This window comes from Pseudomonas sp. SJZ078, assembly GCF_007828255.1.
In the GTDB taxonomy this organism is placed as follows: Bacteria; Pseudomonadota; Gammaproteobacteria; order Pseudomonadales; family Pseudomonadaceae; genus Aquipseudomonas.
Genome location: NZ_VIUG01000037.1, coordinates 21,198 through 42,477, shown reverse-complemented (window position 1 = coordinate 42,477; position 21,280 = coordinate 21,198). Strand labels below are relative to the sequence as shown.

At 60.9% G+C, this 21,280-nt stretch carries 20 protein-coding genes; 10 read left to right on the top strand and 10 right to left on the bottom strand.

All coding sequences use genetic code 11. The features are described 5' to 3' along the window. The first annotated feature begins 285 nt into the window (after positions 1-285). The 4 genes from FBY02_RS24400 (at position 286) to FBY02_RS24385 (ending at position 3,305) form a co-directional block, all read left to right on the top strand. Positions 286-999: an autoinducer binding domain-containing protein gene (locus FBY02_RS24400; protein WP_144930674.1), complete on the top strand. Its 714-nt coding sequence runs from the start codon at positions 286-288 to the stop codon at positions 997-999. A gap of 176 nt (positions 1,000-1,175) precedes the next feature. Continuing rightward, positions 1,176-2,306, top strand: a complete 1,131-nt coding sequence (locus tag FBY02_RS24395) for a class I SAM-dependent methyltransferase (protein WP_144930672.1) — start codon at positions 1,176-1,178, stop codon at positions 2,304-2,306. Between the two features lie 81 nt (positions 2,307-2,387). Continuing rightward, positions 2,388-2,789 (top strand): hypothetical protein, encoded by a 402-nt coding sequence (locus tag FBY02_RS24390; protein ID WP_144930670.1) that lies wholly within the window; start codon positions 2,388-2,390, stop codon positions 2,787-2,789. A 9-nt stretch (positions 2,790-2,798) separates the two neighbouring features. Further along, positions 2,799-3,305 carry a GNAT family N-acetyltransferase gene (locus FBY02_RS24385; RefSeq protein WP_144930669.1) on the top strand — a complete coding sequence of 169 codons (507 nt, stop codon included), beginning with the start codon at positions 2,799-2,801 and terminating at the stop codon, positions 3,303-3,305. Between the two features lie 51 nt (positions 3,306-3,356). Here FBY02_RS24385 and FBY02_RS24380 read toward each other — a convergent pair whose 3' ends face one another. Genes FBY02_RS24380 through FBY02_RS24370 form a run of 3 tightly spaced genes read right to left on the bottom strand, consistent with a single transcriptional unit; the run spans position 3,357 to position 5,992 of the window. Then, on the bottom strand, positions 3,357-3,521 hold the full coding sequence (locus FBY02_RS24380; protein WP_081993294.1) for a DUF2474 domain-containing protein: 165 nt from the start codon (positions 3,519-3,521) through the stop codon (positions 3,357-3,359). A 20-nt stretch (positions 3,522-3,541) separates the two neighbouring features. Then, positions 3,542-4,549 (bottom strand): cytochrome d ubiquinol oxidase subunit II, encoded by a 1,008-nt coding sequence (cydB, locus tag FBY02_RS24375; protein WP_144930666.1) that lies wholly within the window; start codon positions 4,547-4,549, stop codon positions 3,542-3,544. Between the two features lie 3 nt (positions 4,550-4,552). Beyond that, a complete protein-coding gene (locus FBY02_RS24370; protein WP_144930664.1) occupies positions 4,553-5,992 on the bottom strand; it encodes a cytochrome ubiquinol oxidase subunit I in 1,440 nt (479 codons plus the stop codon). 483 nt (positions 5,993-6,475) lie between these two features. On the opposite strand from FBY02_RS24370, the gene FBY02_RS24365 reads away from it, so the two are divergent. Then, on the top strand, positions 6,476-7,726 hold the full coding sequence (locus tag FBY02_RS24365) for an MFS transporter (protein WP_144930662.1): 1,251 nt from the start codon (positions 6,476-6,478) through the stop codon (positions 7,724-7,726). Here the strand turns inward: FBY02_RS24365 and FBY02_RS24360 are convergent. From FBY02_RS24360 to FBY02_RS24340, 5 genes are all read right to left on the bottom strand, one after another. Beyond that, positions 7,704-9,905, bottom strand: coding sequence for a xanthine dehydrogenase family protein molybdopterin-binding subunit (locus FBY02_RS24360; protein WP_144930660.1), 2,202 nt, complete (start codon positions 9,903-9,905; stop codon positions 7,704-7,706). The two genes, FBY02_RS24365 and FBY02_RS24360, sit on opposite strands and share 23 nt — an antisense overlap. Further along, positions 9,902-10,891, bottom strand: a complete 990-nt coding sequence (locus FBY02_RS24355; protein ID WP_144930658.1) for a xanthine dehydrogenase family protein subunit M — start codon at positions 10,889-10,891, stop codon at positions 9,902-9,904. Before FBY02_RS24355 ends, FBY02_RS24360 begins: the two co-directional genes overlap by 4 nt. Then, positions 10,888-11,412, bottom strand: a complete 525-nt coding sequence (locus tag FBY02_RS24350; protein WP_144930656.1) for a (2Fe-2S)-binding protein — start codon at positions 11,410-11,412, stop codon at positions 10,888-10,890. Before FBY02_RS24350 ends, FBY02_RS24355 begins: the two co-directional genes overlap by 4 nt. A 126-nt stretch (positions 11,413-11,538) precedes the next feature. Next, positions 11,539-12,105 carry a DJ-1 family glyoxalase III gene (locus FBY02_RS24345; RefSeq protein ID WP_144930654.1) on the bottom strand — a complete coding sequence of 189 codons (567 nt, stop codon included), beginning with the start codon at positions 12,103-12,105 and terminating at the stop codon, positions 11,539-11,541. Positions 12,106-12,177: 72 nt separating this feature from the next. Further along, positions 12,178-12,621, bottom strand: a complete 444-nt coding sequence (locus tag FBY02_RS24340) for a DUF4879 domain-containing protein (RefSeq protein ID WP_144930652.1) — start codon at positions 12,619-12,621, stop codon at positions 12,178-12,180. 214 nt (positions 12,622-12,835) lie between these two features. Between FBY02_RS24340 and FBY02_RS24335 the strand changes: the two genes are divergently transcribed. From FBY02_RS24335 to FBY02_RS24320, 4 genes are all read left to right on the top strand, one after another. Beyond that, a complete protein-coding gene (locus FBY02_RS24335) occupies positions 12,836-14,131 on the top strand; it encodes an NCS2 family permease (RefSeq protein ID WP_144930650.1) in 1,296 nt (431 codons plus the stop codon). Further along, on the top strand, positions 14,128-15,207 hold the full coding sequence (gene trmA, locus FBY02_RS24330; protein WP_144930648.1) for a tRNA (uridine(54)-C5)-methyltransferase TrmA: 1,080 nt from the start codon (positions 14,128-14,130) through the stop codon (positions 15,205-15,207). Before FBY02_RS24335 ends, trmA begins: the two co-directional genes overlap by 4 nt. 315 nt (positions 15,208-15,522) lie before the next feature. Beyond that, positions 15,523-15,963 carry a type II 3-dehydroquinate dehydratase gene (gene aroQ / locus FBY02_RS24325; RefSeq protein WP_047702651.1) on the top strand — a complete coding sequence of 147 codons (441 nt, stop codon included), beginning with the start codon at positions 15,523-15,525 and terminating at the stop codon, positions 15,961-15,963. A gap of 5 nt (positions 15,964-15,968) precedes the next feature. Further along, positions 15,969-16,820 carry a shikimate dehydrogenase gene (locus FBY02_RS24320; protein WP_144930646.1) on the top strand — a complete coding sequence of 284 codons (852 nt, stop codon included), beginning with the start codon at positions 15,969-15,971 and terminating at the stop codon, positions 16,818-16,820. A 118-nt stretch (positions 16,821-16,938) separates the two neighbouring features. Here FBY02_RS24320 and FBY02_RS24315 read toward each other — a convergent pair whose 3' ends face one another. Next, entirely contained in the window at positions 16,939-17,616 is a 678-nt protein-coding gene (locus FBY02_RS24315; protein WP_144930644.1) for a TetR/AcrR family transcriptional regulator, read from the bottom strand. 103 nt (positions 17,617-17,719) lie between these two features. Continuing rightward, complete coding sequence (gene quiC / locus FBY02_RS24310) at positions 17,720-19,621, bottom strand: 3-dehydroshikimate dehydratase QuiC (protein ID WP_144930642.1); 1,902 nt, start codon at positions 19,619-19,621, stop codon at positions 17,720-17,722. A gap of 272 nt (positions 19,622-19,893) precedes the next feature. Here quiC and FBY02_RS24305 point away from each other — a divergent pair, with 272 nt between their 5' ends. Further along, positions 19,894-21,228, top strand: a complete 1,335-nt coding sequence (locus tag FBY02_RS24305; RefSeq protein WP_144930640.1) for an MFS transporter — start codon at positions 19,894-19,896, stop codon at positions 21,226-21,228. Positions 21,229-21,280 lie beyond the last annotated feature (52 nt).

Genomic DNA, 21,280 nt, shown 5'->3' with positions numbered 1-21,280 from the left:
TCCAAAGGGACGAGGATCACAGTGTCCCGCAAAGTGCGCGCATTAACCACCGACAAAGAGTAGTGGCATTTTAATTACTACTGTTCTATTCACTGTTTGAAACATCTACCAAAGCTATACAAACATGAGAACCTTGTAACAGGACCAACTCTACGCGGTATTTTCGTAAGTACCGTCCGTAATCTGTGAAATTAAAAATTCTAACTACCGCGTAGGAAAAGTCCTACACTGTCCTTTCGCAGCATATTGGATCCACGCCGCTGAACGTCAATCCAGGAGAAGACGATGGACAAGTGGAAGGACTTACAGTTAAGGAAGTTATCTTGCGAAAAAGACCTGCAGACAGCCTATCGCCTGGTCCTGAATTTCTTTAATAATCAAGGCTTTGAATTCTGCGCATTTGCGTCTTATCTCGGCAGTCCGGATAAACATGCCAACAAGGTGAACCTGAATAACTACCCCTATGGCTGGGACAGGTTATATGAACAGAATGGTTATGCCTCCTGCGACCCGGTAGTAGCACACTGCAATCAATCGCCTCTTCCCATTCTTTGGGATGAGAGCCTTTTTGCCCAGGCTCCGAAGTTATGGCTCGAACTGAATCGACAAGGTCTGCGGTATGGTTGGACACAGGCCGTTCATGACGAACACGGGGGTTATTGCAGCCTGTTCAGCCTCGCTCGGACTCATAGCCCTATCGATATCGAGGAGCATTATGGGAACCTGGGTTACGCCATCTTCGCCAGTCAAAGGCTGCATGCGCTGGCGAGCAAGAAAATGGCAGACACCACTACGACCACGCAGAAATACCATTTGTCACCGAGGGAAATCGAAGTCCTGAGATGGTCAGCCGAAGGGAAGACCGCGTCGGAAGTCGGCAGGATACTGTGTCTATCCGAACGTACGGTGAACTTTCATGTCTGCAGTTGCATGCGAAAGCTGAACGTCAACAATAAGATTTCAGCCGTGGCCAAGGCAGCTCACATCCACGTGATCTGATACGGATCGGCCTCCTCGACTTTGAAAACCCTTGGGTATTGCACAGCAAAAAAAAGTACCATCACGGCCCCACTTGAATGATGTCGTCCTCAGCACGATGCAGTTCATTCAAGCGGCCCCGCTGAAACACCTGCCTCAGGGCAGCGGGACATTCGTCGATTGCCAGAGTCCCCACCATGCCTTTGCTTGCCAGCCCCTTCGCTCAACTCGATCTGATCCGCCAACCCGAACAACCGAACGAACCGCTGCAAGCTTTCGATGCAGCCGATGAGTACCTGCTCGCCCATCTGGCCGAACAGCGACCGGCTGCAAATACTCGGGTCCTGGTGCTCAATGACGGTTTCGGTGCCCTCGCCGCCAACCTGGCCGGCCAGGTTGAAGTAATCAGCAGCAGCGACTCGTTCCTGGCCTTGCAAGCATTGCAGAAAAATCTGGTCCGTAACGGACGCCCCTTCGATGCGGTGCCGACACTCCCGGCCAGTGAACCGTTGACCGGGCCCTTCGACCGCGTCCTGATCAAAGTGCCAAAGACCCTGGCCCTGCTGGAAGAACAACTGATTCGCCTGCAAGGCCAACTGGCCCCCGGCGCCCAAGTGGTGGCGGGCGCGATGATCAAGCACCTGCCACGGGCGGCCGGCGACCTGTTGGAGCGTTACATCGGTCCGGTGCAGGCCTCGCTGGCGGTCAAGAAGGCTCGCCTGTTGATCGCCACGCCGCAAGCCGCCTCGTCAGCCCCGCAGGTATCACCCTACCCCACCCGCTACTGGCTGGACGAGCCGAAGATTGAATTGCTCAACCACGCCAATGTGTTCTGCCGCGAAGGACTGGACATCGGCACCCGGGCGTTTTTGCCGCATCTGCCCACAAACCTGGGGACAGCCCGGGTCGCTGACCTGGGCTGCGGCAACGGCGTGCTGGCCATTGCCAGCGCCCTGCGCAACCCCGAAGCCCATTACACGTTGGTGGACGAGTCCTTCATGGCCGTGCAATCGGCCGCGCAGAACTGGCGAGCGGCCCTGGGCGAGCGCGAGGTCACCGTACGGGCCGGCGACGGCCTGTCCGGGCAACAAGCACAGTCGCTGGACGTGGTGCTGTGCAATCCACCGTTCCATCAACAGCAGGTGGTGGGCGACTTCCTGGCCTGGCGGATGTTCCAGCAGGCTCGTGAAGCGCTGGTGGTCGGCGGTGCGCTGTACATCGTCGGCAACCGGCACCTGGGCTATCACAGCAAACTGGCGCGGCTATTCCGCAGCGTCGAGCAAGTGGCCGCCACGCCGAAGTTCGTGATTCTCAAGGCTCGGAAATAATTTGCCATTGTTGTTTGAAGGCAAGGAATTAAGCCTCAAGCGAAATATGCTAGAGTCCAGAGCATATTTAGAGGGTACAGCGTGAACAAACCAGCTCAACGGAAAACTACGCGGCTTGCAGCGGGCAAAAAGACCTCGATTACCATCCGAGACAAGGACGGTCGGGTAACGGCTTTCCTGTCAAATGCTGATGCCGTGGTTGAGCGGCATGCCACGCAAAGCCTCGCTGGTCGAATATTGGGGCATGGGATACCTAAGGGGCGCTCAGTACGTGCGCTTCACTTGTCGGACGTTGAGCGCGAGCTGGCAGAACTCAAGAGGGTAGTTGCTGCATTGGCCGTCCGCTCTGTCGCGCATGAAGAAAAGGCTCTTGATTTTGATGTCGAGGGGATGACCCGGCTTGATGCCGACACTGCATATCAATTGCTCGACAACCCTCCAGAGCCCACTGAGGCTCTTCGCAATCTGCTTACCTTGCGGTGAGGGCTTTCAATGGATTTCATCACCGTCGATTTCGACAGGTCGATTGATCGCTCTGCGTTTGACTGCGAAGTACACCCCGCTTTAAACACATATATCGCCCAACATGCTGGGCAAGACGAGAAACGCAATATCTCACGCACATTCATGTACGTCGAAGACAGAGTATTGCGAGGCTACTATAGCTTGGCGAATACCTCTGTGGCCCTCAGTGAACTCAACGAAGAGCAAAGAAAGAAGGTGCCTCGGTATCCCATGCCGGCGGTGCTGCTGAGTCGCCTGGCTGTTGACAAGAGTATGAGGAGAAAAGGGCTTGGCCAGCGGCTGATGTCTGATTTCTTCCGACGCGTGTATGCGGTTTCCAAGCAATCAGGTGTGGCGTTTATCGTTGTCGACGCCAAAGACTTGGATGCCGCCGATTACTATCAGAACAAGCTTGGTTTCGTACCATCGACAAATAGCCCGCTGCGACTGCTGCTTTCCACCGCAACTCTGATTCAGGCATTCAAGCAGGGCTAACTTCAGTCCAGACACTCAATCGGCAACGCCATTGCGCACACGACTACCTTCTCAGTGAGTCGTCAGCCCCGCAGCATTCATGAACATCCGCATCAGGCTGGCGACGATGAACAGCGCCAGCACGCTCCCCATCCAGATTCCCGCCAGCCAACCGAGACGCTGCCAGAGCGGCTTGCGTTCGGCGGCTTCGATGTCCTTCAAGTCCGGCTTGGCCATTTCAATACCTCGCAGCTCGATCAATGGTAGCCGTCGTCATGGGTCACCTTGCCGCGGAACACGTAGTAGCTCCAGAAGGTGTACACCAGGATCAACGGAATGATGAACAGCGTACCCACCAACATGAACCCCTGGCTCTGGGGCGGCGAGGCGGCGTCCCAGATTGAGATGGATGGTGGCACGATGTTCGGCCACAGGCTGATGCCCAGGCCACTGTAGCCGAGGAATATCAGCACCAGCGTCAGGATGAACGGCGTGTAGTGCGCGTTGCGGGCGACCGCGCGGAATAACCCGTACATGGTCACCAGTACCAGGATCGGCACCGGCAGGAACCAGAACAGGTTCGGCAGGGTGAACCAGCGCGCGGCGATATCGGCGTGGGCCAGCGGTGTCCAGAGGCTGACGATGCCGATCACCGCCAGCACCACGAACGCCAGCGGCCTGGCGAGGTCGTGCATCTGCTCCTGCAGTTTGCCCTCGGTCTTCATGATCAGCCAGGTACACCCGAGCAAGGCATAGGCTGCGATCAACGCCAGGCCGCAGAACATGGTGAACGGCGTGAGCCAGTCCAGGGACCCGCCGGCGAACTGGCGATTGACCACCTGGAATCCATCGATGAACGCGCCCAGCGCCACGCCCTGGAAGAAAGTGGCCGTCAACGAACCACCAATGAACGCCTTGTCCCAGAGATGTCGCTTTTCAGCCTTGGCCTTGAAGCGGAACTCGAAGGCGACACCACGAAAAATCAGGCCGATGAGCATCAGGATCAGCGGCAGATACAGCGCCGACAGCACCACCGAGTAGGCCAGTGGAAACGCCCCGAACAGGCCGGCACCGCCGAGCACCAGCCAGGTTTCATTACCGTCCCAGACCGGTGCCACGGTATTCATCATCACGTCGCGGTCGCGCTCGCCCCTGATGAAGGGGAAGAGAATGCCGATTCCCAGGTCGAAACCGTCCATGATCACGTACATCATGATGCCGAAGATGATGACCACGGCCCAGATCAGCGGAAGATCAATACCCATGACTCAATTCCCCTTGTTCGAGCGGTCGTTGTGGTCCATCTCTTCGTCGCCCTCGTTGGCGGCCGACAGTGGCCGCGCCGGGGTACGTTTCTGGCCCGGGCCGCCATCGGTCGGCTCGGCCTCGTGGGCCACCGGCCCCTTGCGCACCAGGCGCATCATGTAGCTCAGGCCGGCACCGAACAGCGCGAAATAGACCACGACGAACAACACCAGGGTGATACTCATCTGAGTGAAACTATGCCCCGACGACGCATCGGCCGTACGCATCAGGCCGTAGACCACCCACGGTTGGCGACCGATCTCGGTGGTGAACCAGCCGGCCAGGATCGCGACCAGACCGGACGGGCCCATCCATAGCACCAGGTGGAGAAACGGCCGCGATTGATAGAGCCGGTCGTTGCGGCGCAACCAGAGGCTGCACAGGCCGGTGAAAATCATCAGCAGGCCCAGGCCCACCATGACCCGGAACGACCAGAACACGATGGTCGAATTCGGTCGGTCCTCGGGCGGGAATTCCTTGAGGGCCGGCACCTGCTTGTCCAGGCTATGGGTCAGGATCAGGCTGCCCAGGTAAGGAATTTCCACGGCGAAGCGGGTCTTCTCCGCCTTCATGTCCGGCAGTCCGAACAGGATCAGCGGCGTGGGCTCGTTGCCGACGTTTTCCCAATGGCCTTCGATGGCCGCGATCTTCGCTGGTTGATGCTTGAGGGTATTGAGGCCATGGAAGTCGCCGATCACTGCCTGTACCGGCGCTACCAGCAATGCCATCCACATCGCCATCGACAGCATCCGGCGGATGGCCGGGGTATCGCGCCCGCGCAACAAATGCCAGGCGGCCGATGAGCCGACGAAGAACGCCGTGGCGACAAACGCCGCGATGGACATATGCAACAGGCGGTAAGGAAACGAAGGGTTGAAGACCACCGCCAGCCAGTCCACCGGTATGACCCGGCCATCGACGATTTCATAGCCCTGGGGCGTCTGCATCCAGCTGTTGGAAGACAGGATCCAGAATGTCGAGATCAATGTGCCTATCGCCACCATGACCGTGGAAAAGAAGTGCAGGCCTCGGCCGACCCGACTCCAACCGAACAACATCACGCCGAGAAAACCCGCTTCGAGGAAGAACGCCGTGAGTACTTCGTAGGTCAGCAGCGGTCCGGTGACGGCGCCGGCGAAGTCCGAGAAACGGCTCCAGTTGGTGCCGAACTGATAGGCCATCACCAATCCGGACACCACCCCCATGCCGAAGTTGACGGCAAATATCTTCGACCAGAAGTGGTACAGATCGCGGTAGGTATCGTCGCGGGTCTTGAGCCACAGGCCTTCGAGTACCGCCAGGTAACTCGCCAGGCCGATGGTGATAGCCGGAAACAGGATGTGGAACGAGATCGTGAATGCGAACTGGATCCGGGCGAGATCGAGCGCCTCCAAACCGAACATAAGTCTTCCTCTGTCAGGTAAAACCGGCTGCGGGCGGGGCCTGCATCGCTGCCCCCTCGGATATGGAGTGCGATGCCTTTCAAATCGTTCTTTTTAAAACCGTCACGACGCAGGTATCTGGCCGAATGGCCGCCAGGCCAACGCCTCGGACGGCATTGATCTGGGTCAAGCAATGTTCAAAGAGTAGTCGCATTCTGGCCGATGAACGGCGTGGTCTTTTGTCGCGTGACAGGTTGACTCAGTGGCTGGCAACGCTGTTGCAGCTTGGCTGTGCTCAAATCTGTGGAAGCATGGCTTGCCCGCGATGCAGACACCTAGGTCTCAGGGATACTTCGAACAGCATCGCGAGCAAGCTTTGCTCCCAAAAGAAATTCGGTGTTCTACCCATAGGTCGATGTCTGGCTAACTATTTTTTCGCTGGTCGCAACTTCCAGTTACAGCTCGGTGATAATCTCGCTGCCTTCATCAGTGGATCCGTCATCGATGCCCAGCCAAGCGCCCACGCTGCTCCGTCACCACCGCCCCTTCATCGCCTTCTGGCTGGCCCGGATCTTCACCGCCAGCGGCTTTCAGATGCTCACCGTCGCCATCGGCTGGAACCTCTATCAACTGACCGGCAATGTCCTGGACCTGGGCCTCGTCGGGCTGGTGGAGTTCGCGCCGCGGGTGCTGTTCATGTTGCACACCGGGCATGTAGCGGACCGCTATGACCGGCGCAAGGTCGCGGCCCTCTGCCAGTCTTTGCAGGCGATGATCGCCCTGGCGCTGGTGATCGGTAGCGCCACCGACAACGTCACGCGGGAGATGATCTTCATCCTCGCCTTCCTGCTGGGCGCCGCCCGCTCCTTCGAAATGCCGACCACCCAGGCACTGTTGCCGAGCATTGTGCCAGCCGCCCTGTTTCCCCGTGCCGTGGCCGCCGCGCAATCGGCCCAGCAATCGGCGACCATCGTCGCCCCGGCCCTCGGCGGCCTGCTGTATGCCTTCGGCAGCGTCTGGGTTTATGGGCCGACCGTGGTGCTCTACCTCATCGCCTGCTGCCTGATGCTCAACCTGCCCGCTCGTCAGACGCCGCTGAACAAAGGCAAGGCGACCCTGGATTCGTTGCTGGCCGGGATTCGTTTCATCCGCAGCCGTCCGGACATTCTCGGCGCCATTTCCCTGGATCTGTTCGCGGTCCTGCTGGGCGGCGCGACGGCGCTGCTGCCGGTGTTCGCCAAGGACATCCTGCTCACCGGCCCCTGGGGCCTGGGCCTGCTGCGCTCGGCCCCGGCGGTAGGTGCCCTGCTGATGTCGCTGTGGTTGGCACGGTTCGCCGTGGAACGCCAGGTGGGCCGGGTGATGTTCACCGCCGTGGGCGTGTTCGGCGTCGCCACCATTGCGTTCGGCCTCTCCACGTCGTTCTGGTTTTCCCTGGCGGTGCTGGTGGTGCTGGGCGCGGCGGACATGATCAGCATGGTGATCCGCGCGTCCTTCGTGCAGTTGGAAACACCGGATGAGATGCGCGGCCGGGTCAGCGCGGTGAACGGGTTGTTCATCGGCGCGTCGAACCAGCTGGGTGAATTCGAATCCGGCCTGACCGCCCACTGGTTCGGCACAGTGCCGGCGGTGGTCATGGGCGGTGTCGGTACGCTGTTGGTGACCGGGGCCTGGATCAAACTGTTCCCGACCCTGGCCAACCGCGACCGGATGCATGAGCCGGTGGACGACGCTAAAGCAGCTTATCCAGGGTGATGGGAAAGTCCCGGACCCGCTTGCCGGTGGCGTGATAAATCGCATTGGCCACCGCTGCCGCCACGCCGACGATACCGATTTCACCGACGCCCTTGGAACCCAGAGCGTTCACGATGTCGTCCGGCTCTTCGACGAAAACCACATCGATGTCACCGATATCGGCATTCACCGGCACGTGGTATTCGGCAAGGTTGTGATTCATGTGGCGCCCCAGGCCATGGTCGGTCAGGGTCTCTTCGTGCAACGCCATGCCGACGCCCCAGACCACACCGCCCAGGATCTGGCTGCGGGACGTTTTCGGGTTGATCACCCGTCCCGCCGCAATGGCACTGACCACCCGATTGACCTTCACCGTCCCCAAGTCCTCGTCCACCCACACTTCGACGAATACCGCGGAGTGCGTGGCCGTGGCATAGGCTTGGCGTTTCTTGTCCGGCTCGGCGGTCACCTGGGCCTGCAACGGTGTCTCGCCACTGTTTCGAGCCAACTCGGCCAACGACACGCAGGCATCGCCCAAGCGCAACTGACCGTCGGCAAATGTCACTTGCTCAAGGGTCGCACCGCTGAAGGCCGGACAAGTCTGTCGGGCCACGGCCAGCAGTTTTTCCTTCAGGGCTTCACACGCCTGTTGCACCGCCGTGCCCACCGACGAGACGGTGAACGAGCCACCTTGCAACGGTGCGGTAGGCAGCGATGAATCGCCGAGGATGAACCGGACATCGTCCAGGGCAACCCCTGACGCCTCGGCGGCGATCTGAGTCATGACGGTGTAGGTGCCGGTGCCGATGTCCGTGGTGGCACTGCTGACGGTCAGCTTGCCATCCGCCTCCAGCGAAGCCTGGGCACTGGCCTTCTGCTGCATGGCTTCCCAGACACCGCCCGCCATGCCCCAGCCCACCAGTTGCCGGCCCGTGCGCATGCTGCGCGGCTCCGGGTTGCGCTTGTCCCAGCCGAAGCGCCGGGCACCTTCGGCATAGCATTCGCGCAACGCCTTGCTGGAATACGGCTTGCCTTCGTTCTCGTTACGCTCGGCATAGTTGATCAACCGCAACTGGAGCGGATCGATCGCCAAGGCACAGGCCAGCTCGTCCATGGCACACTCCAGGCCGATCAACCCGAGAGCTGCGCCAGGCGCACGCATGTCCAGCGGCGTATAGACATCCAGCGGCACCAGTTTGTAGGTCAACTCCACGTTGTCGCAGTGATAGAGCATGCCGCTCCACTCCACCACGTGCTCGGTGAAATCTTCAAAGCGCGACGTCTGGCCGATGGCGGTGTGGGCCACGGCCAGCAACCGTCCATTGGCCGCGGCGCCCAGTTGCAGGCGCTGGAAGGTCCGCGGCCGATAACCGAAGGTGAACATTTGCTGGCGCGTCAGGCTGACCCGTATCGAGCGCTTGAGCGCCAGCGCGGCCATCACCGCCAGGGGCAGTTGGTATTGCGGCCTCAGCCCGGAACCGAAGGCACCGCCGACAAACGCGGCGAATACGCGCACCTGTTCTTTCTCGAGCCCGAACACTTTTTGCACGTAGGCCTGGCAGTTTTGCGTGCCCTGGGTCTTGTCATGGATGTGCAGGCTGCCATCAGGTCGATACAGCACCGTACTGGCGTGAGGCTCCATCGGGTTGTGATGTTCCACAGGGGTGCTGTAGGAGACATCCAGGCTGATCGCAGAACTGGCGTACTCACCCTGAAAATTCCCACGGGGCTTGGGCAGTTCGGCCGGCGCCGGATGGGCTTCGTTTTGCAAAATGGTCAGATCGGTCTGATGATCTTGGGCTTCATATTCGATTTCAATGAGTGAACCGGCGTAATGGGCCAGTTCGAGATTGTCCGCAACCACCAAGGCCAGCGGCTGACCACTGTAGAGCACCTGGTCGTTGTACAACGGCCGGAACGGCGAACCGTCCGCCGCGTCGGCATCCTGGTAGGGTTCGTCATAGCTGGCGATCCTGGGCCGGTTGGTGTGATCGATCACCGCGACCACGCCGGGCAGCGCCAGGGCTCGGGAGGCATCGATGCGCACCACGCGGCCACGAGCGACAGTACCGGACACGACGCTGCCGTGCAGCAAGCCTTCCTCAGGGTATTCGCCCGCATAACGGGCCCGGCCCGTCACCTTGAGCAGGCCATCGACCCGGTCCAGCGGCTGCCCCATGGGTTTGTTCGGTGCATTCATCTGGCTTCTCCTCCCAGTGCGGCATCGCTCAAGGCGCGAACGATCGCCCGGCGCGCCAGCCTGACCTTGAAGCCGTTGTGTGCCAACGGCTCGGCGTTTTGCAGCAGGGCATCGGCGGCGGTCGTGAAGGTTTCGCGGCTGACGGTCTGGCCCACCAGCCAACTCTCCACGGCCCGGTCGCGCCAGGGTTTGTGGGCCACGCCCCCCAGGGCCAGGCGCGCCTGGCGGATGACCGGCCCATCCAGCTCCAGCGCCGCCGCCACGGAAACCAGCGCAAACGCGTAGGAAGCCCGGTCCCGAATCTTCAGGTAATGGCTGTGTTCGGCAAAACCGGCGGCAGGCAATTCGATGGCGGTGATCAGCTCATCATCGGCCAATTGATTGTCCCGCTCCGGTGCATCGCCGGGCAGGCGGTGGAAGTCGGCGAACTCGATGGTCCGCGCCCCGCCCCGGCCAAGGACATGGACCACCGCCTCGAGGGCGGCCAGTGCGACACACATGTCGGAAGGGTGAGTCGCAACGCAATGATCGCTCGCGCCGAAAATCGCATGGATCCGGTTCAGTCCATCCCGCGCCGGACAGCCACTGCCGGGCCTGCGCTTGTTGCAGGGCACGTTGGCGTCATAGAAGTAATAACAGCGGGTCCGTTGCAGCAGGTTGCCGCCGGTACTGGCCATGTTGCGCAGCTGCGGCGAGGCGCCCGCCAGGATCGCCTGGGACAACAGCGGATAACGACGCTCGATCCACGGATGCCAGGCCAGGTCGGCATTGCTCACCAAGGCACCTATCATCACGCCGCCGGAAGGGGTTTCACTGAGGTCCGCCAGGGGCAGGCCGGTAATGTCAATCAGGTGTCCGGGGCGGGTGAGGTTTTCTTTCATCAGGTCCAGCAGGTTGGTGCCCCCGGCGATGAAGCGCGAAGTGGGACTCGACAAATCAATGGCCGCCTGCACGGTGTCGGGCTTGCTGTAGTGGAAGGGGTTCATTGGTTATCCCCTTGTTGCTGGCACTGCGGGAGCGCCTCTTCGATGGCGTCACGGATATTGTTGTAGGCGCCGCATCGGCAAAGATTGCCACTCATCAGCTCGCTGATGTGGGCGCTCGTCTGCGCCCTCCCCTCGTTGACCAGCCCCACCGCCGAACAGATCTGCCCAGGCGTGCAGTATCCACACTGGAAGGCGTCGTGCTTGATGAAAGCCTGCTGCAAAGGGTGCAATCGATCGCCATCGGCCAAGCCTTCAATGGTGGTCAGCTCAACGCCGTCGCACATCACGGCCAGGGTCAGGCACGCGTTGATACGCTTGCCATCGCGCAGCACGGTACACGCACCGCATTGGCCATGGTCACAGCCTTTCTTGCTGCCCACCAGATCCAACTGCTCGCGCAACAGGTCCAGCAATGTGGTCCAGGGCAACACCTGCAACTCATGCACTTGCCCATTGAGTGTCAGACGGATCGGATGGCGGACAAAGGACGCCGGCGTCGCTTCGGACAGGGTCGCGCTCATGGAACACCTCACGGTTGGTCGTACACGCGGCGTTTTGAAAAACCGCCGTCATAAGGGGTACGACTTCGGGGTGAGGTGAGTGTTCAAGGTAATTGCGCAGGTCTGAAAGACAGTGCCCGATGTCAGTCAGGCCAGCAACTCCGCCGCCACCACGGCGCGCACACCTTTGCCACTGAGCTGTTCCACCAGCGTCAAGGCAAACGCCAGGGCAGCCGCCGAGCCCTGGGCGGTGACGCAGTTGCCATCCACCACTACGGGTTGATCGACGAAACTGCAACCGGACAGTTGCTGGCTGACGGCGGGCAGGCAGGTCATACGCCGCTGGCGCAGCACGCCAAACGCCTGCAGCGCCAACGCCGGCGCTTCGGCGATGGCGGCGAAGAAACGTCCGGCGGCGGCCTGGTCCTTGACCAACTGTTGCAGGGGCTGATGGGCCGCCAGGTGCTGGGCACCGACGATGCCGCCCGGCAGGACGATCAGGTCAAAGTCCTGCACCAGCATGTCCACCAACATGCCATCGGCCGTCAGGCGTGTACCGCGGGCACAGGTCAGCATCCGTCGCCCTTCGATACTCGCCACGACGACTTCGACCTGGGCCCGGCGCAGCACATCGATCAGGGTGACGGCCTGCAAATCGTCGACCCCTTCGGCGACGGCGATCAGGGCCCTGGGGATCTTGGTTCCAGGAATCATGGCGACTCTCCGTTGAGTGATTACTGGAAGCCTAGTCAGGTTTGCCGGATTGCGTGCCAAGCATCGTGTGGGCTATTTGATGTACAGCTGGGTCGACATGCGATTGCCCGGGGCGTTGATCGAGGTATTGCTGAAGCTGAAGGAGCCTTCCTGTTTGCCCTTCAGATCGAAGACATACAGATAGCCGACCACTTGGGTCCGGGTGGAACAATCGGTGAGATTGCCATTGCTGAACGCACACACCGGCGAACGGGTGCCGTCGACTTCGAAACCGTCCAGCGTGACATGGGGCTGGTGGCCGTAGCCAACCTCCAGCACATAGACCTTGATATTCGATCCACCGTGATCACAGCGGGTCTGGGCCTGCCCTTCGGCGATGTCTTCGAAGCCACAGGCCGGCGACTCGACCTTGAGCACCTTGACCTGGCTCAAGGGCGGAGCCGATGCGGCGTTGACGACCTGACCGGGCAACCACAGGCTCACTGCGCATGCCACTGCCAGCAGATTTCTTCTCATTGGACACCTATCGAACCTTCGGGAAACGCGCGCAGTATGGCCCTCTTTTTGCTTCGGTAAAACGTCGACGACGATCGCAGTCACATCGCCACGCTGCTGGTATGATGCGCGGCTTTTTCCGATCCGCAGAAAACTCACCGACGCCATCGGCCGTCTGTGCTTTGCTGTTGAGGTCGATACATTCACGGCGCCCGGCGCGCCACGGGGAGCAGACATGCTGGAAAGGCTGTTTCAACTCAAGGCACACAACACCAACGTGCGGACCGAGATCCTGGCGGGCGTCACGACATTCCTGGCCATGGCCTATATTCTGTTCGTCAACCCGAGCATCCTCGGCGAAACCGGCATGGACAAGGGCGCGGTGTTCGTCGCCACCTGCCTGGCGGCGGCCATCGGTTCCACGGTCATGGGCCTGATCGCCAACTACCCGATCGCCCTCGCTCCGGGCATGGGTCTGAACGCCTTCTTCACCTACACCGTGGTCCTGCACATGGGCCATACCTGGCAAGTGGCGCTGGGTGCGGTGTTCGTCTCCGCCGTGTTGTTCTTCCTGCTGTCGATCTTTCGCATCCGCGAATGGATCATCAACAGCATCCCCTTGCCCCTGCGCTCGGCCATTGCCGCCGGCATCGGCCTGTTCCTGGCGCTGATCGCCCTGGGCAATGCCGGCATCGTGGTGAAGAACCCGGCCACCATGGTCGGCCTTGGCGACTTGAAGCAACCGGCGCCGATTCTCGCCACGCTCGGCTTCATCCTGATCGTCGCCCTCGAAGCACTGAAAGTGCGCGGGGCCGTACTGATCGGCATTCTCGCGGTCACCATCGTCGCGATCCTGATGGGCTTCACCCCGTTCGGCGGCGTGATGTCGATGCCGCCATCCCTGGCCCCGACCTTCCTGCAACTGGACATCAAGGGCGCCCTGGACATCGGTCTGGTCAGCGTGATCTTCGCCTTCCTCTTCGTCGACCTGTTCGACAACTCCGGCACCCTGATCGGCGTCGCCAAGCGTGCCGGGCTGATGGGCAAGGACGGCCACATGCCGAAGATGGGCCGTGCGCTGATCGCCGACAGCACCGCCGCCATGGCCGGTTCGCTGCTGGGCACCTCCACCACCACCAGCTACATCGAATCGGCGGCCGGCGTCAGCGCCGGCGGCCGCACCGGCCTGACCGCCATCGTCGTGGCGATCCTGTTCCTGCTGGCGCTGTTCTTCTCGCCACTGGCCGCCAGCGTGCCAGCCTTTGCCACCGCCCCGGCCTTGTTGTTCGTGGCCGTGCTGATGACATCGGGCCTGGCGGAAATCGACTGGGACGACATCACCGTCGCCGCCCCGGTGGTGATCACTGCCCTGGCGATGCCATTCACCTATTCCATCGCCAACGGCATCGCCTTCGGTTTCATTGCCTGGACCGCCATCAAACTGGTGTCTGGCCGTGGCCGTGAGCTGAACCCGGCGCTGGTCATTCTGTCGATTCTGTTCGTGATCAAGTTGGGTTGGTTCAACGCATGACTTTTGATACCCAGGCCTACACCGCTCAGCTCCAAGACAAGGTCGCCCGCCTGCGCGACCTGCTGGCCCCGTTCAATGCACCGGAGCCGGCCGTGTTTGACTCGCCGCTGCAGAACTTCCGTTTGCGCGCCGAGTTCCGCCTCTGGCGCGAAGCCGGCGAACGGCATTACGCGATGTTCTCCCAGGAGGACAAGCGCACGCCGATCCTCATCGAAGAGTTCCCGATCGCCAGCCTGCGCATCAACCAGCTGATGCCGCAACTCAAGGCAGCCTGGCAGGCCAGCACGCCCCTGAGCCACAAGCTGTTCCAGGTGGAATTCCTGACCACCCTGGCGGGCGATGCGATGATCACCCTGTGTTATCACCGTCCCCTGGATGAGCACTGGCACGCAGCGGCCTCCAAGCTGGCGAGCGACCTGGGCGTCAGCATCATTGGTCGCTCCAAGGGCAAGCGGGAAGTGATCGGCCATGACTACGTGGTAGAAAAACTGGACGTGGGCGGTCGCACCTTCAGCTATCGCCAGCCCGAAGGCGCCTTCACTCAGCCCAACGGCACCGTGAACCAGAAAATGCTCAACTGGGCCTATGAAGCCCTGGGCGATCGCAACGACGACCTGCTGGAGTTGTACTGTGGCAACGGCAACTTCACTCTGCCCCTGGCGACCCGGGTGCGCAACGTGCTGGCCACTGAAATCAGCAAGACTTCGGTGAACGCGGCGCTGAGCAACCTCAGTGAAAACGCGGTGGATAACGTGACGCTGGTGCGTCTGTCGGCCGAAGAGCTGACCGAAGCCTTGAACGAAGTCCGACCGTTCCGCCGCCTGCAGGGCATCGACCTGAAAAGCTACGCATTCGGCAGCGTCTTCGTCGACCCGCCCCGTGCCGGCATGGACCCGGACACGTGCGAGCTGACCCGACGTTTCGACAACATCCTGTACATCTCCTGCAACCCGGAAACCCTCGCAGCGAACATCGCACAACTGCACGACACCCACCGCATTACGCGCTGCGCGTTATTTGACCAGTTTCCATGGACCCACCACATGGAATCCGGGGTGTTGCTGACCCGGCGGTAAGCCCTTCCTTTTGAGGTGGAGGATTCCCCTGTGGCGAGGAGATTTAGCGAAACGTCGCACCGCCCCGCTGGGCTGCGAAGCAGCCCCAAGCTCTTCAATCCTGTAAAAGCTTGCGAGCGCTGCGCACTCGAGCGGGGATAAATCCCCTCGCCACAATGCCCCCCCTTTAACCTCGGCAAGCCCATTGTTCGATCATCGAACACTTATTGCCCGACGTCATCGGCTTTGCTTTGACCAAATTAACCATCTAGTACAATTTATCTCCACCGGTTGAAACCCGACCGAGGCCAACAATAAAAAAGTGGAGAAACTGCAATGCCTCCAATCGTTCTGGTGCTCAACGGCCCGAACCTTAACCTGCTCGGCACCCGTGAGCCTGCAACCTACGGCCATGAAACCCTGGCGGATATCTCGGCGCTGTGCGGCCGTGCCGCTGAAGAATTCGGCCTGGCGGTGGAATTTCGCCAGACCAACCAGGAAAGCGAGCTGCTGGACTGGATTCACGGCGCCCGTGGCCGGTGCGCCGGTATCGTCATCAACCCAGCGGCCTGGACCCACACGTCGGTGGCGATCCGCGATGCGCTGGTCGCCAGCGAAGTACCGGTGATCGAAGTCCACCTGTCCAACGTCCACGCCCGGGAAACGTTCCGTCACCACTCCTTCGTTTCATCCGTCGCCATCGGTGTGATGTGCGGCTTTGGCAGCCATGGCTATCGCCTGGCCCTGGAACATTTCAGTCAGCGGTTGAAAGGTTGAAACGCATGTTGAATAGCACCGTACTGGCCGGCCTGATCGGCGCGGGCATCCAGGCATCTCGCACCCCCGCGCTCCACCAGCATGAAGGCGATGCCCAAGGCATACGCTATCTCTATCGACTGATCGACCTCGACGCGTTGAAACTCGACAGCAGTGCCCTGCCCGATCTGCTGACCGCTGCCGAACGCATGAGCTTCACCGGACTGAACATCACCTTCCCCTGCAAGCAGGCGATCATCCCGCTGCTCGATGAGCTCTCGGCCGAGGCGCGCGGCATTGGCGCGGTGAACACCGTGGTGCTCAAGGACGGCAAGCGCATCGGCCACAACACCGACTGCCTCGGCTTTGCCGAGGGTTTTCGCCGCGGCCTCGGTGATGTCTTGCGTCGATCCGTGGTGCAGATGGGCGCCGGAGGTGCCGGCGCGGCCGTTGCCCATGCGCTGCTGGCGGAAGGTGTCCAGACCCTGAGTATCTTTGATGTCGAATTCAGCCGCGCCGAAGCCCTGGCCAACAACCTGAACCAGCACTTCGGCGCTGGCCGCGCCCGTGCCGGACACGATTTGCCCACGGCCATGGCCGAGGCGAACGGCCTGGTCAACACCACCCCGATGGGCATGGCGAAGCTGCCTGGCATGCCGGTGCCGGTCGAGTTGTTGCGAGGCGAATTGTGGGTCGCCGAGATCGTCTATTTTCCGCTGGAAACCGAACTGCTGCGCAGCGCCCGGGCCCTGGGGTGCCGCACGCTGGATGGCGGCACTATGGCGGTGTTCCAGGCCGTGAAAGCGTTCGAACTGTTCAGCGGCATCGCCCCGGATGCGCAGCGGATGCTGGAGCATTTCCACAGCATGAATCACTGAAGGCCGGGTGACAGGCTCTGTGGGAGCGGGCTTGCTCGCGAAAACGCTTTGAAGGTCACCTCTATAGTGACTGTTCAACCCCATTCGCGAGCAAGCCCGCTCCCACAAGCGCTTGCATTCAGGCTTGCAGATACCGCAACACGGACTCGCAAATCATCTGGCGATGACGTTGCTTGATCGCTTCATCCGCCAGATCGATCTGGAAAATCTCACCGAAGGTGTGACGGTTGGACACGCGGTGAAAACAGAACGAACTGATCAGCAGATGCACATCCCGGGGTTCGAGGCCGGTACGGAATACGCCCTCTTCGGCGCCCCGGCGCAGGATCAGGTCCAGGGCGTCGAGGATGCTGCTGTTCATCGCCTTGATCACGCCTGATTGCTTGACGTATTCGGCGTTGTGGATGTTCTCGATAGAGACGATGCGCACGAAATCCACATTGCGGTCGTGGTGGTCGAAGGTAAACTCCACCAGGCGCCGGATCGCGTCGACCGGTGTCAGCTCCGTCAGGTGCAAGCGGCTCTCGGTGCTGCGGATATCACCGTAGAGTTTTTCCAGCACCTCGATGTACAACTGTTCTTTGCTGTTGAAGTAGTAGTAGATCATCCGCTTGGACGTGTGGATACGCTCAGCGATGGCATCCACCCGGGCACCGGCCAGGCCCTGCTGGACAAACTCGACGATGGCTTCCTGAAGAATGTTTTCCCGGGTCTTTTCCGGGTTGTTCTTGCGCCCCTTGCGCGGCGCGGCGAGAGGCTCGTCGAGGGCATCGGACAGTTCTGGATTCATAGTCATTGCGGGCTCACGGCCATCACTGCACAAGCTGGCGATTATGGGCTGCACCGTGCAGTGAAGGAAGGCACAGGATTGCCGTTTTGCTGCCGCGTTTACGATTTCCCTACAACTTGGCGTGCCGCAGGCCACCGCTGCGGGACTTGGCCATGGCCGCCAGCCGCACCGCGACGTTGGCCGCGCCATAGCCTGCATAACCGTTCTTGCGCTGGATGATTTCAAAGAAGAATCGCCCCTCGAACGGTTCAGTATAGACATGGAACAGTTCACCGCCCTGGGCGTCGCGGTCGTACAACACATTGAAATACGCCAGTTCGCTGAGAAACTCATCGTCGAAATCGAAACGTGCCGCCAGGTCGTCGTAATAGTTGAGCGGAATATCCAGCAACGGCACGCCGGCCTCCTTGGCGCGGCTGACCTGGGCGAAGATGTCGTCACAGTCGAAGGCGATGTGATGCACGCCGGAACCGCGATAGCTCGACAGCGCATGCGAGATCGCGGTATTGCGGTTTTCGGAAATATTCAGGGGCAAGCGGATCGAACTGCAGCGACTGCGCAGAGCCCTGCTCTTCACCAGGCCATAAGGGTCAGGCAACACCACTTCGTCATCGGCTTCGAAATCCAGCAGGCTCTTGTAGAACAGCACCCAACTGTCGAGGCTGTCGGCCGGCAGCGCCATCGCCATGTGGTCGATGCGCTTGAGCCCGGCCCCGATGACCGCGCCCGGTTGCAGGTTGAAATCCGTTCCATAGACGTCCGCCTCCTGGTCCACCAGGTAAATCAGGCTGCCGTCCGGTGCACGCACCGCCGCCAGTTCCAACTCATTGGGCCCCACCAGGCCGCGATAGGGCTGCCCCTTGTAATCCACGGCCCGCTTCAGGGCGCTGGCGCTGTCTTTTAGCCGCACGGCGGTGGCGCACAGCGACGGCCCGTGGGCTTCAAAGAAACTGTGGGCAAAGGAGTACGGCTCGCAGTTGAGGATCAGGTTGATATCGCCCTGGCGCAGCAGGCTCACATTCTTGGAGCGATGCTGGCCGGCCTTGACGAACCCCAACCGCTCCAGCCAATGAGACAGCTTGGCGCCAAGGTTATCGTCCACGGCGAATTCAAGAAACTCGATGCCGTCGTATTCACTGGCCGGTGGCGGGGCAAACAGTGTATCGAGGCTGTCCAGCGGCGCGGCCTCCGCGGCCAGACGCTGGCGGGTCTTCTCCTCCAGGTACAGCAACGAACGCAAGCCATCGGCGGCATTGGCCCGTGGCGGCGCGGCGCGGAAACCGTCGTTGAAGATCTCCAGCGACAGTGGCCCGGCATAGCCGCTCTTGATAATCGGTGCCAGGAACCCCGGTAGGTCGAATTCGCCCTGCCCCGGGAAGCAACGGAAATGCCGGCTCCACTCCAGCACATCCATCGCCAGGATCGGCGCGTCGGCCATCTGCACGAAAAAAATCTTCTCGCCAGGGATCTCGGCGATGGCACTCGGGTCGCCCTTGAGGGACAAGGTGTGGAAACTGTCGAGCAGGACGCCCAGGCTGGGGTGGTCGGCCCGGCGCACAATGTTCCAGACCTGTTGATAAGTGTTCACGTGCCGCCCCCAGGCCAGCGCCTCGTAACCGATGCGCAACCCCCGCGCACTGGCTCGCTCGGCCAGCAGTCGCAAGTCATCCACCAGCATCCGCTCGTCCCCCAGGCTGTCGGCCGAGGCGTTGCTGCACACCAGCACCAGGTCGGTGCCGAGTTCTTGCATCAGGTCGAATTTGCGCTCGGCGCGCTCCAGGTTGCGGGCCAGGCGATCGCGGCGACAACCTTCGAAGTCACGAAACGGCTGGAACAGCGTGATCGCGATGCCCAGGTCGGCGCACATCTGCCGGATTTCCCGAGGGCTGCCGTCGTAATAGAGCAGGTCGTTCTCGAAGATCTCCACTCCGTCGAAACCGGCGGCGGCAATGGCTTCGAGCTTTTCCGGCAGAGTACCGCTCAAGGATACGGTGGCAATGGAACGCTGCATGGGTTCGGCTCCCGGGACAGGCATCGGCTACAGAAGGTTCGCCGCTTTTGAAAGAGTGGACAGATTATTGAGGCGCCAATGCCTTTCAGCAATTTAATATGTACCACCCAGTTAGTTTTATGGGCGATTATCGAACAAAATGCCCTGTGGCGAATTGACGACTTTTCGTCCACTGCCCACCATCAGCTCCACATCGATGCAGGCCCGGAACGCCGACATCAATGGATGAAACTCAGACCACCCCATAAGAATTTCAAAAACGGGTACACCCTATGAATCCTTCCCAAAGTTCTCCCCTGAGCCCAGGCATGGGCGTCACGACCGGCGGCATCGGCGACAAGATCCGCGGCGCCCTGGCCGTGGGCAAGACCCGTTGGGGCATGCTCGCGCTGGTGTTTTTCGCCACTACGCTGAACTACATCGACCGCGCCGCCCTGGGCGTGATGCAGCCCATCCTTGCCAAGGAAATGAGCTGGACGGCGATGGATTACGCCAACATCAACTTCTGGTTCCAGGTCGGCTATGCGGTCGGCTTCATATTGCAGGGCCGGTTGATCGACCGGATCGGCGTCAAGCGCGTGTTCTTCTTCGCCGTGCTGCTCTGGAGCCTGGCGACCGGCGCCCATGGCCTGGCGACTTCCGCGGCGGGTTTCATGGTCTGCCGTTTCATCCTGGGCCTCACCGAAGCCGCCAATTACCCGGCCTGTGTGAAAACCACCCGGCTGTGGTTCCCGGCGGGCGAACGGGCCGTGGCCACCGGCATCTTCAACGCCGGGACCAACGTCGGCGCCATGTTCACGCCTATGCTGCTGCCATTGATCCTGCAGGTGTGGGGCTGGCAGGCGGCTTTCCTGTGCATGGCGGCATTGGGTGGGATCTGGCTGCTGTTCTGGGGCCTGAAATACTTCAATCCGGAAGACCACCCCAGCGTCAAACAGTCGGAACTGGACTACATCCAACGTGAGAGTGAACCGGAACTGGCCCGCGTGCCCTTCTCCCGCATCCTGCGCATGCGCGGCACCTGGGCGTTCGCCCTGGCCTACTCGATCACGGCGCCGGTGTTCTGGTTCTATCTCTATTGGTTGCCACCGTTCCTGAACCAGCAATACAACCTGGGCATCAACGTGACCCAGATGGGCATCCCGCTGATCATCATCTACCTCACCGCCGACTTCGGCAGCGTGGGTGGCGGCATCCTCTCTTCGTTCCTGATCGGCCGCGGGTTGAATCCGATCAAGGCACGATTGGTCTCCATGCTGCTGTTCGCCTGCTGCATCGTCGGCGTGATCATGGCCGCCGGCGCCAGCAACCTGTGGATGGCGGTGTTCGCCATTTCCCTGGCCATCGGCGCGCACCAGGCCTGGACCGCCAACATCTGGAGCCTGGTGATGGACTACACGCCCAAGCACATGATGAGCACCGTGTTCGGCTTCGGCGGCATGTGCGCCGCCATCGGCGGGATGTTCATGACCCAGCTGGTGGGACACATCCTGACGGTGACCCATAACAACTACACCGTGTTGTTCACCCTGATTCCGGCGATGTACTTCACGGCCCTGATCTGGCTGTACTTCATGGCACCGCGCAAGATTCCGACGCTGGATTGATACCGGTCAGTTAGAACAGACACCAGCTTTTGTGGCGAGGGGATTTATCCCC

Coding starts and splice junctions, on each gene's coding strand:
- FBY02_RS24400 (WP_144930674.1), top strand. CDS start 286: ATGGACAAGTGGAAGGACTTACAGTTAAGGAAGTTATCTTGCGAAAAA.
- FBY02_RS24395 (WP_144930672.1), top strand. CDS start 1,176: ATGCCTTTGCTTGCCAGCCCCTTCGCTCAACTCGATCTGATCCGCCAA.
- FBY02_RS24385 (WP_144930669.1), top strand. CDS start 2,799: ATGGATTTCATCACCGTCGATTTCGACAGGTCGATTGATCGCTCTGCG.
- FBY02_RS24380 (WP_081993294.1), bottom strand. CDS start 3,521: ATGGCCAAGCCGGACTTGAAGGACATCGAAGCCGCCGAACGCAAGCCG.
- cydB (WP_144930666.1), bottom strand. CDS start 4,549: ATGGGTATTGATCTTCCGCTGATCTGGGCCGTGGTCATCATCTTCGGC.
- FBY02_RS24370 (WP_144930664.1), bottom strand. CDS start 5,992: ATGTTCGGTTTGGAGGCGCTCGATCTCGCCCGGATCCAGTTCGCATTC.
- FBY02_RS24365 (WP_144930662.1), top strand. CDS start 6,476: ATGCCCAGCCAAGCGCCCACGCTGCTCCGTCACCACCGCCCCTTCATC.
- FBY02_RS24360 (WP_144930660.1), bottom strand. CDS start 9,905: ATGAATGCACCGAACAAACCCATGGGGCAGCCGCTGGACCGGGTCGAT.
- FBY02_RS24355 (WP_144930658.1), bottom strand. CDS start 10,891: ATGAACCCCTTCCACTACAGCAAGCCCGACACCGTGCAGGCGGCCATT.
- FBY02_RS24350 (WP_144930656.1), bottom strand. CDS start 11,412: ATGAGCGCGACCCTGTCCGAAGCGACGCCGGCGTCCTTTGTCCGCCAT.
- FBY02_RS24345 (WP_144930654.1), bottom strand. CDS start 12,105: ATGATTCCTGGAACCAAGATCCCCAGGGCCCTGATCGCCGTCGCCGAA.
- FBY02_RS24340 (WP_144930652.1), bottom strand. CDS start 12,621: ATGAGAAGAAATCTGCTGGCAGTGGCATGCGCAGTGAGCCTGTGGTTG.
- FBY02_RS24335 (WP_144930650.1), top strand. CDS start 12,836: ATGCTGGAAAGGCTGTTTCAACTCAAGGCACACAACACCAACGTGCGG.
- trmA (WP_144930648.1), top strand. CDS start 14,128: ATGACTTTTGATACCCAGGCCTACACCGCTCAGCTCCAAGACAAGGTC.
- aroQ (WP_047702651.1), top strand. CDS start 15,523: ATGCCTCCAATCGTTCTGGTGCTCAACGGCCCGAACCTTAACCTGCTC.
- FBY02_RS24320 (WP_144930646.1), top strand. CDS start 15,969: ATGTTGAATAGCACCGTACTGGCCGGCCTGATCGGCGCGGGCATCCAG.
- FBY02_RS24315 (WP_144930644.1), bottom strand. CDS start 17,616: ATGACTATGAATCCAGAACTGTCCGATGCCCTCGACGAGCCTCTCGCC.
- quiC (WP_144930642.1), bottom strand. CDS start 19,621: ATGCAGCGTTCCATTGCCACCGTATCCTTGAGCGGTACTCTGCCGGAA.
- FBY02_RS24305 (WP_144930640.1), top strand. CDS start 19,894: ATGAATCCTTCCCAAAGTTCTCCCCTGAGCCCAGGCATGGGCGTCACG.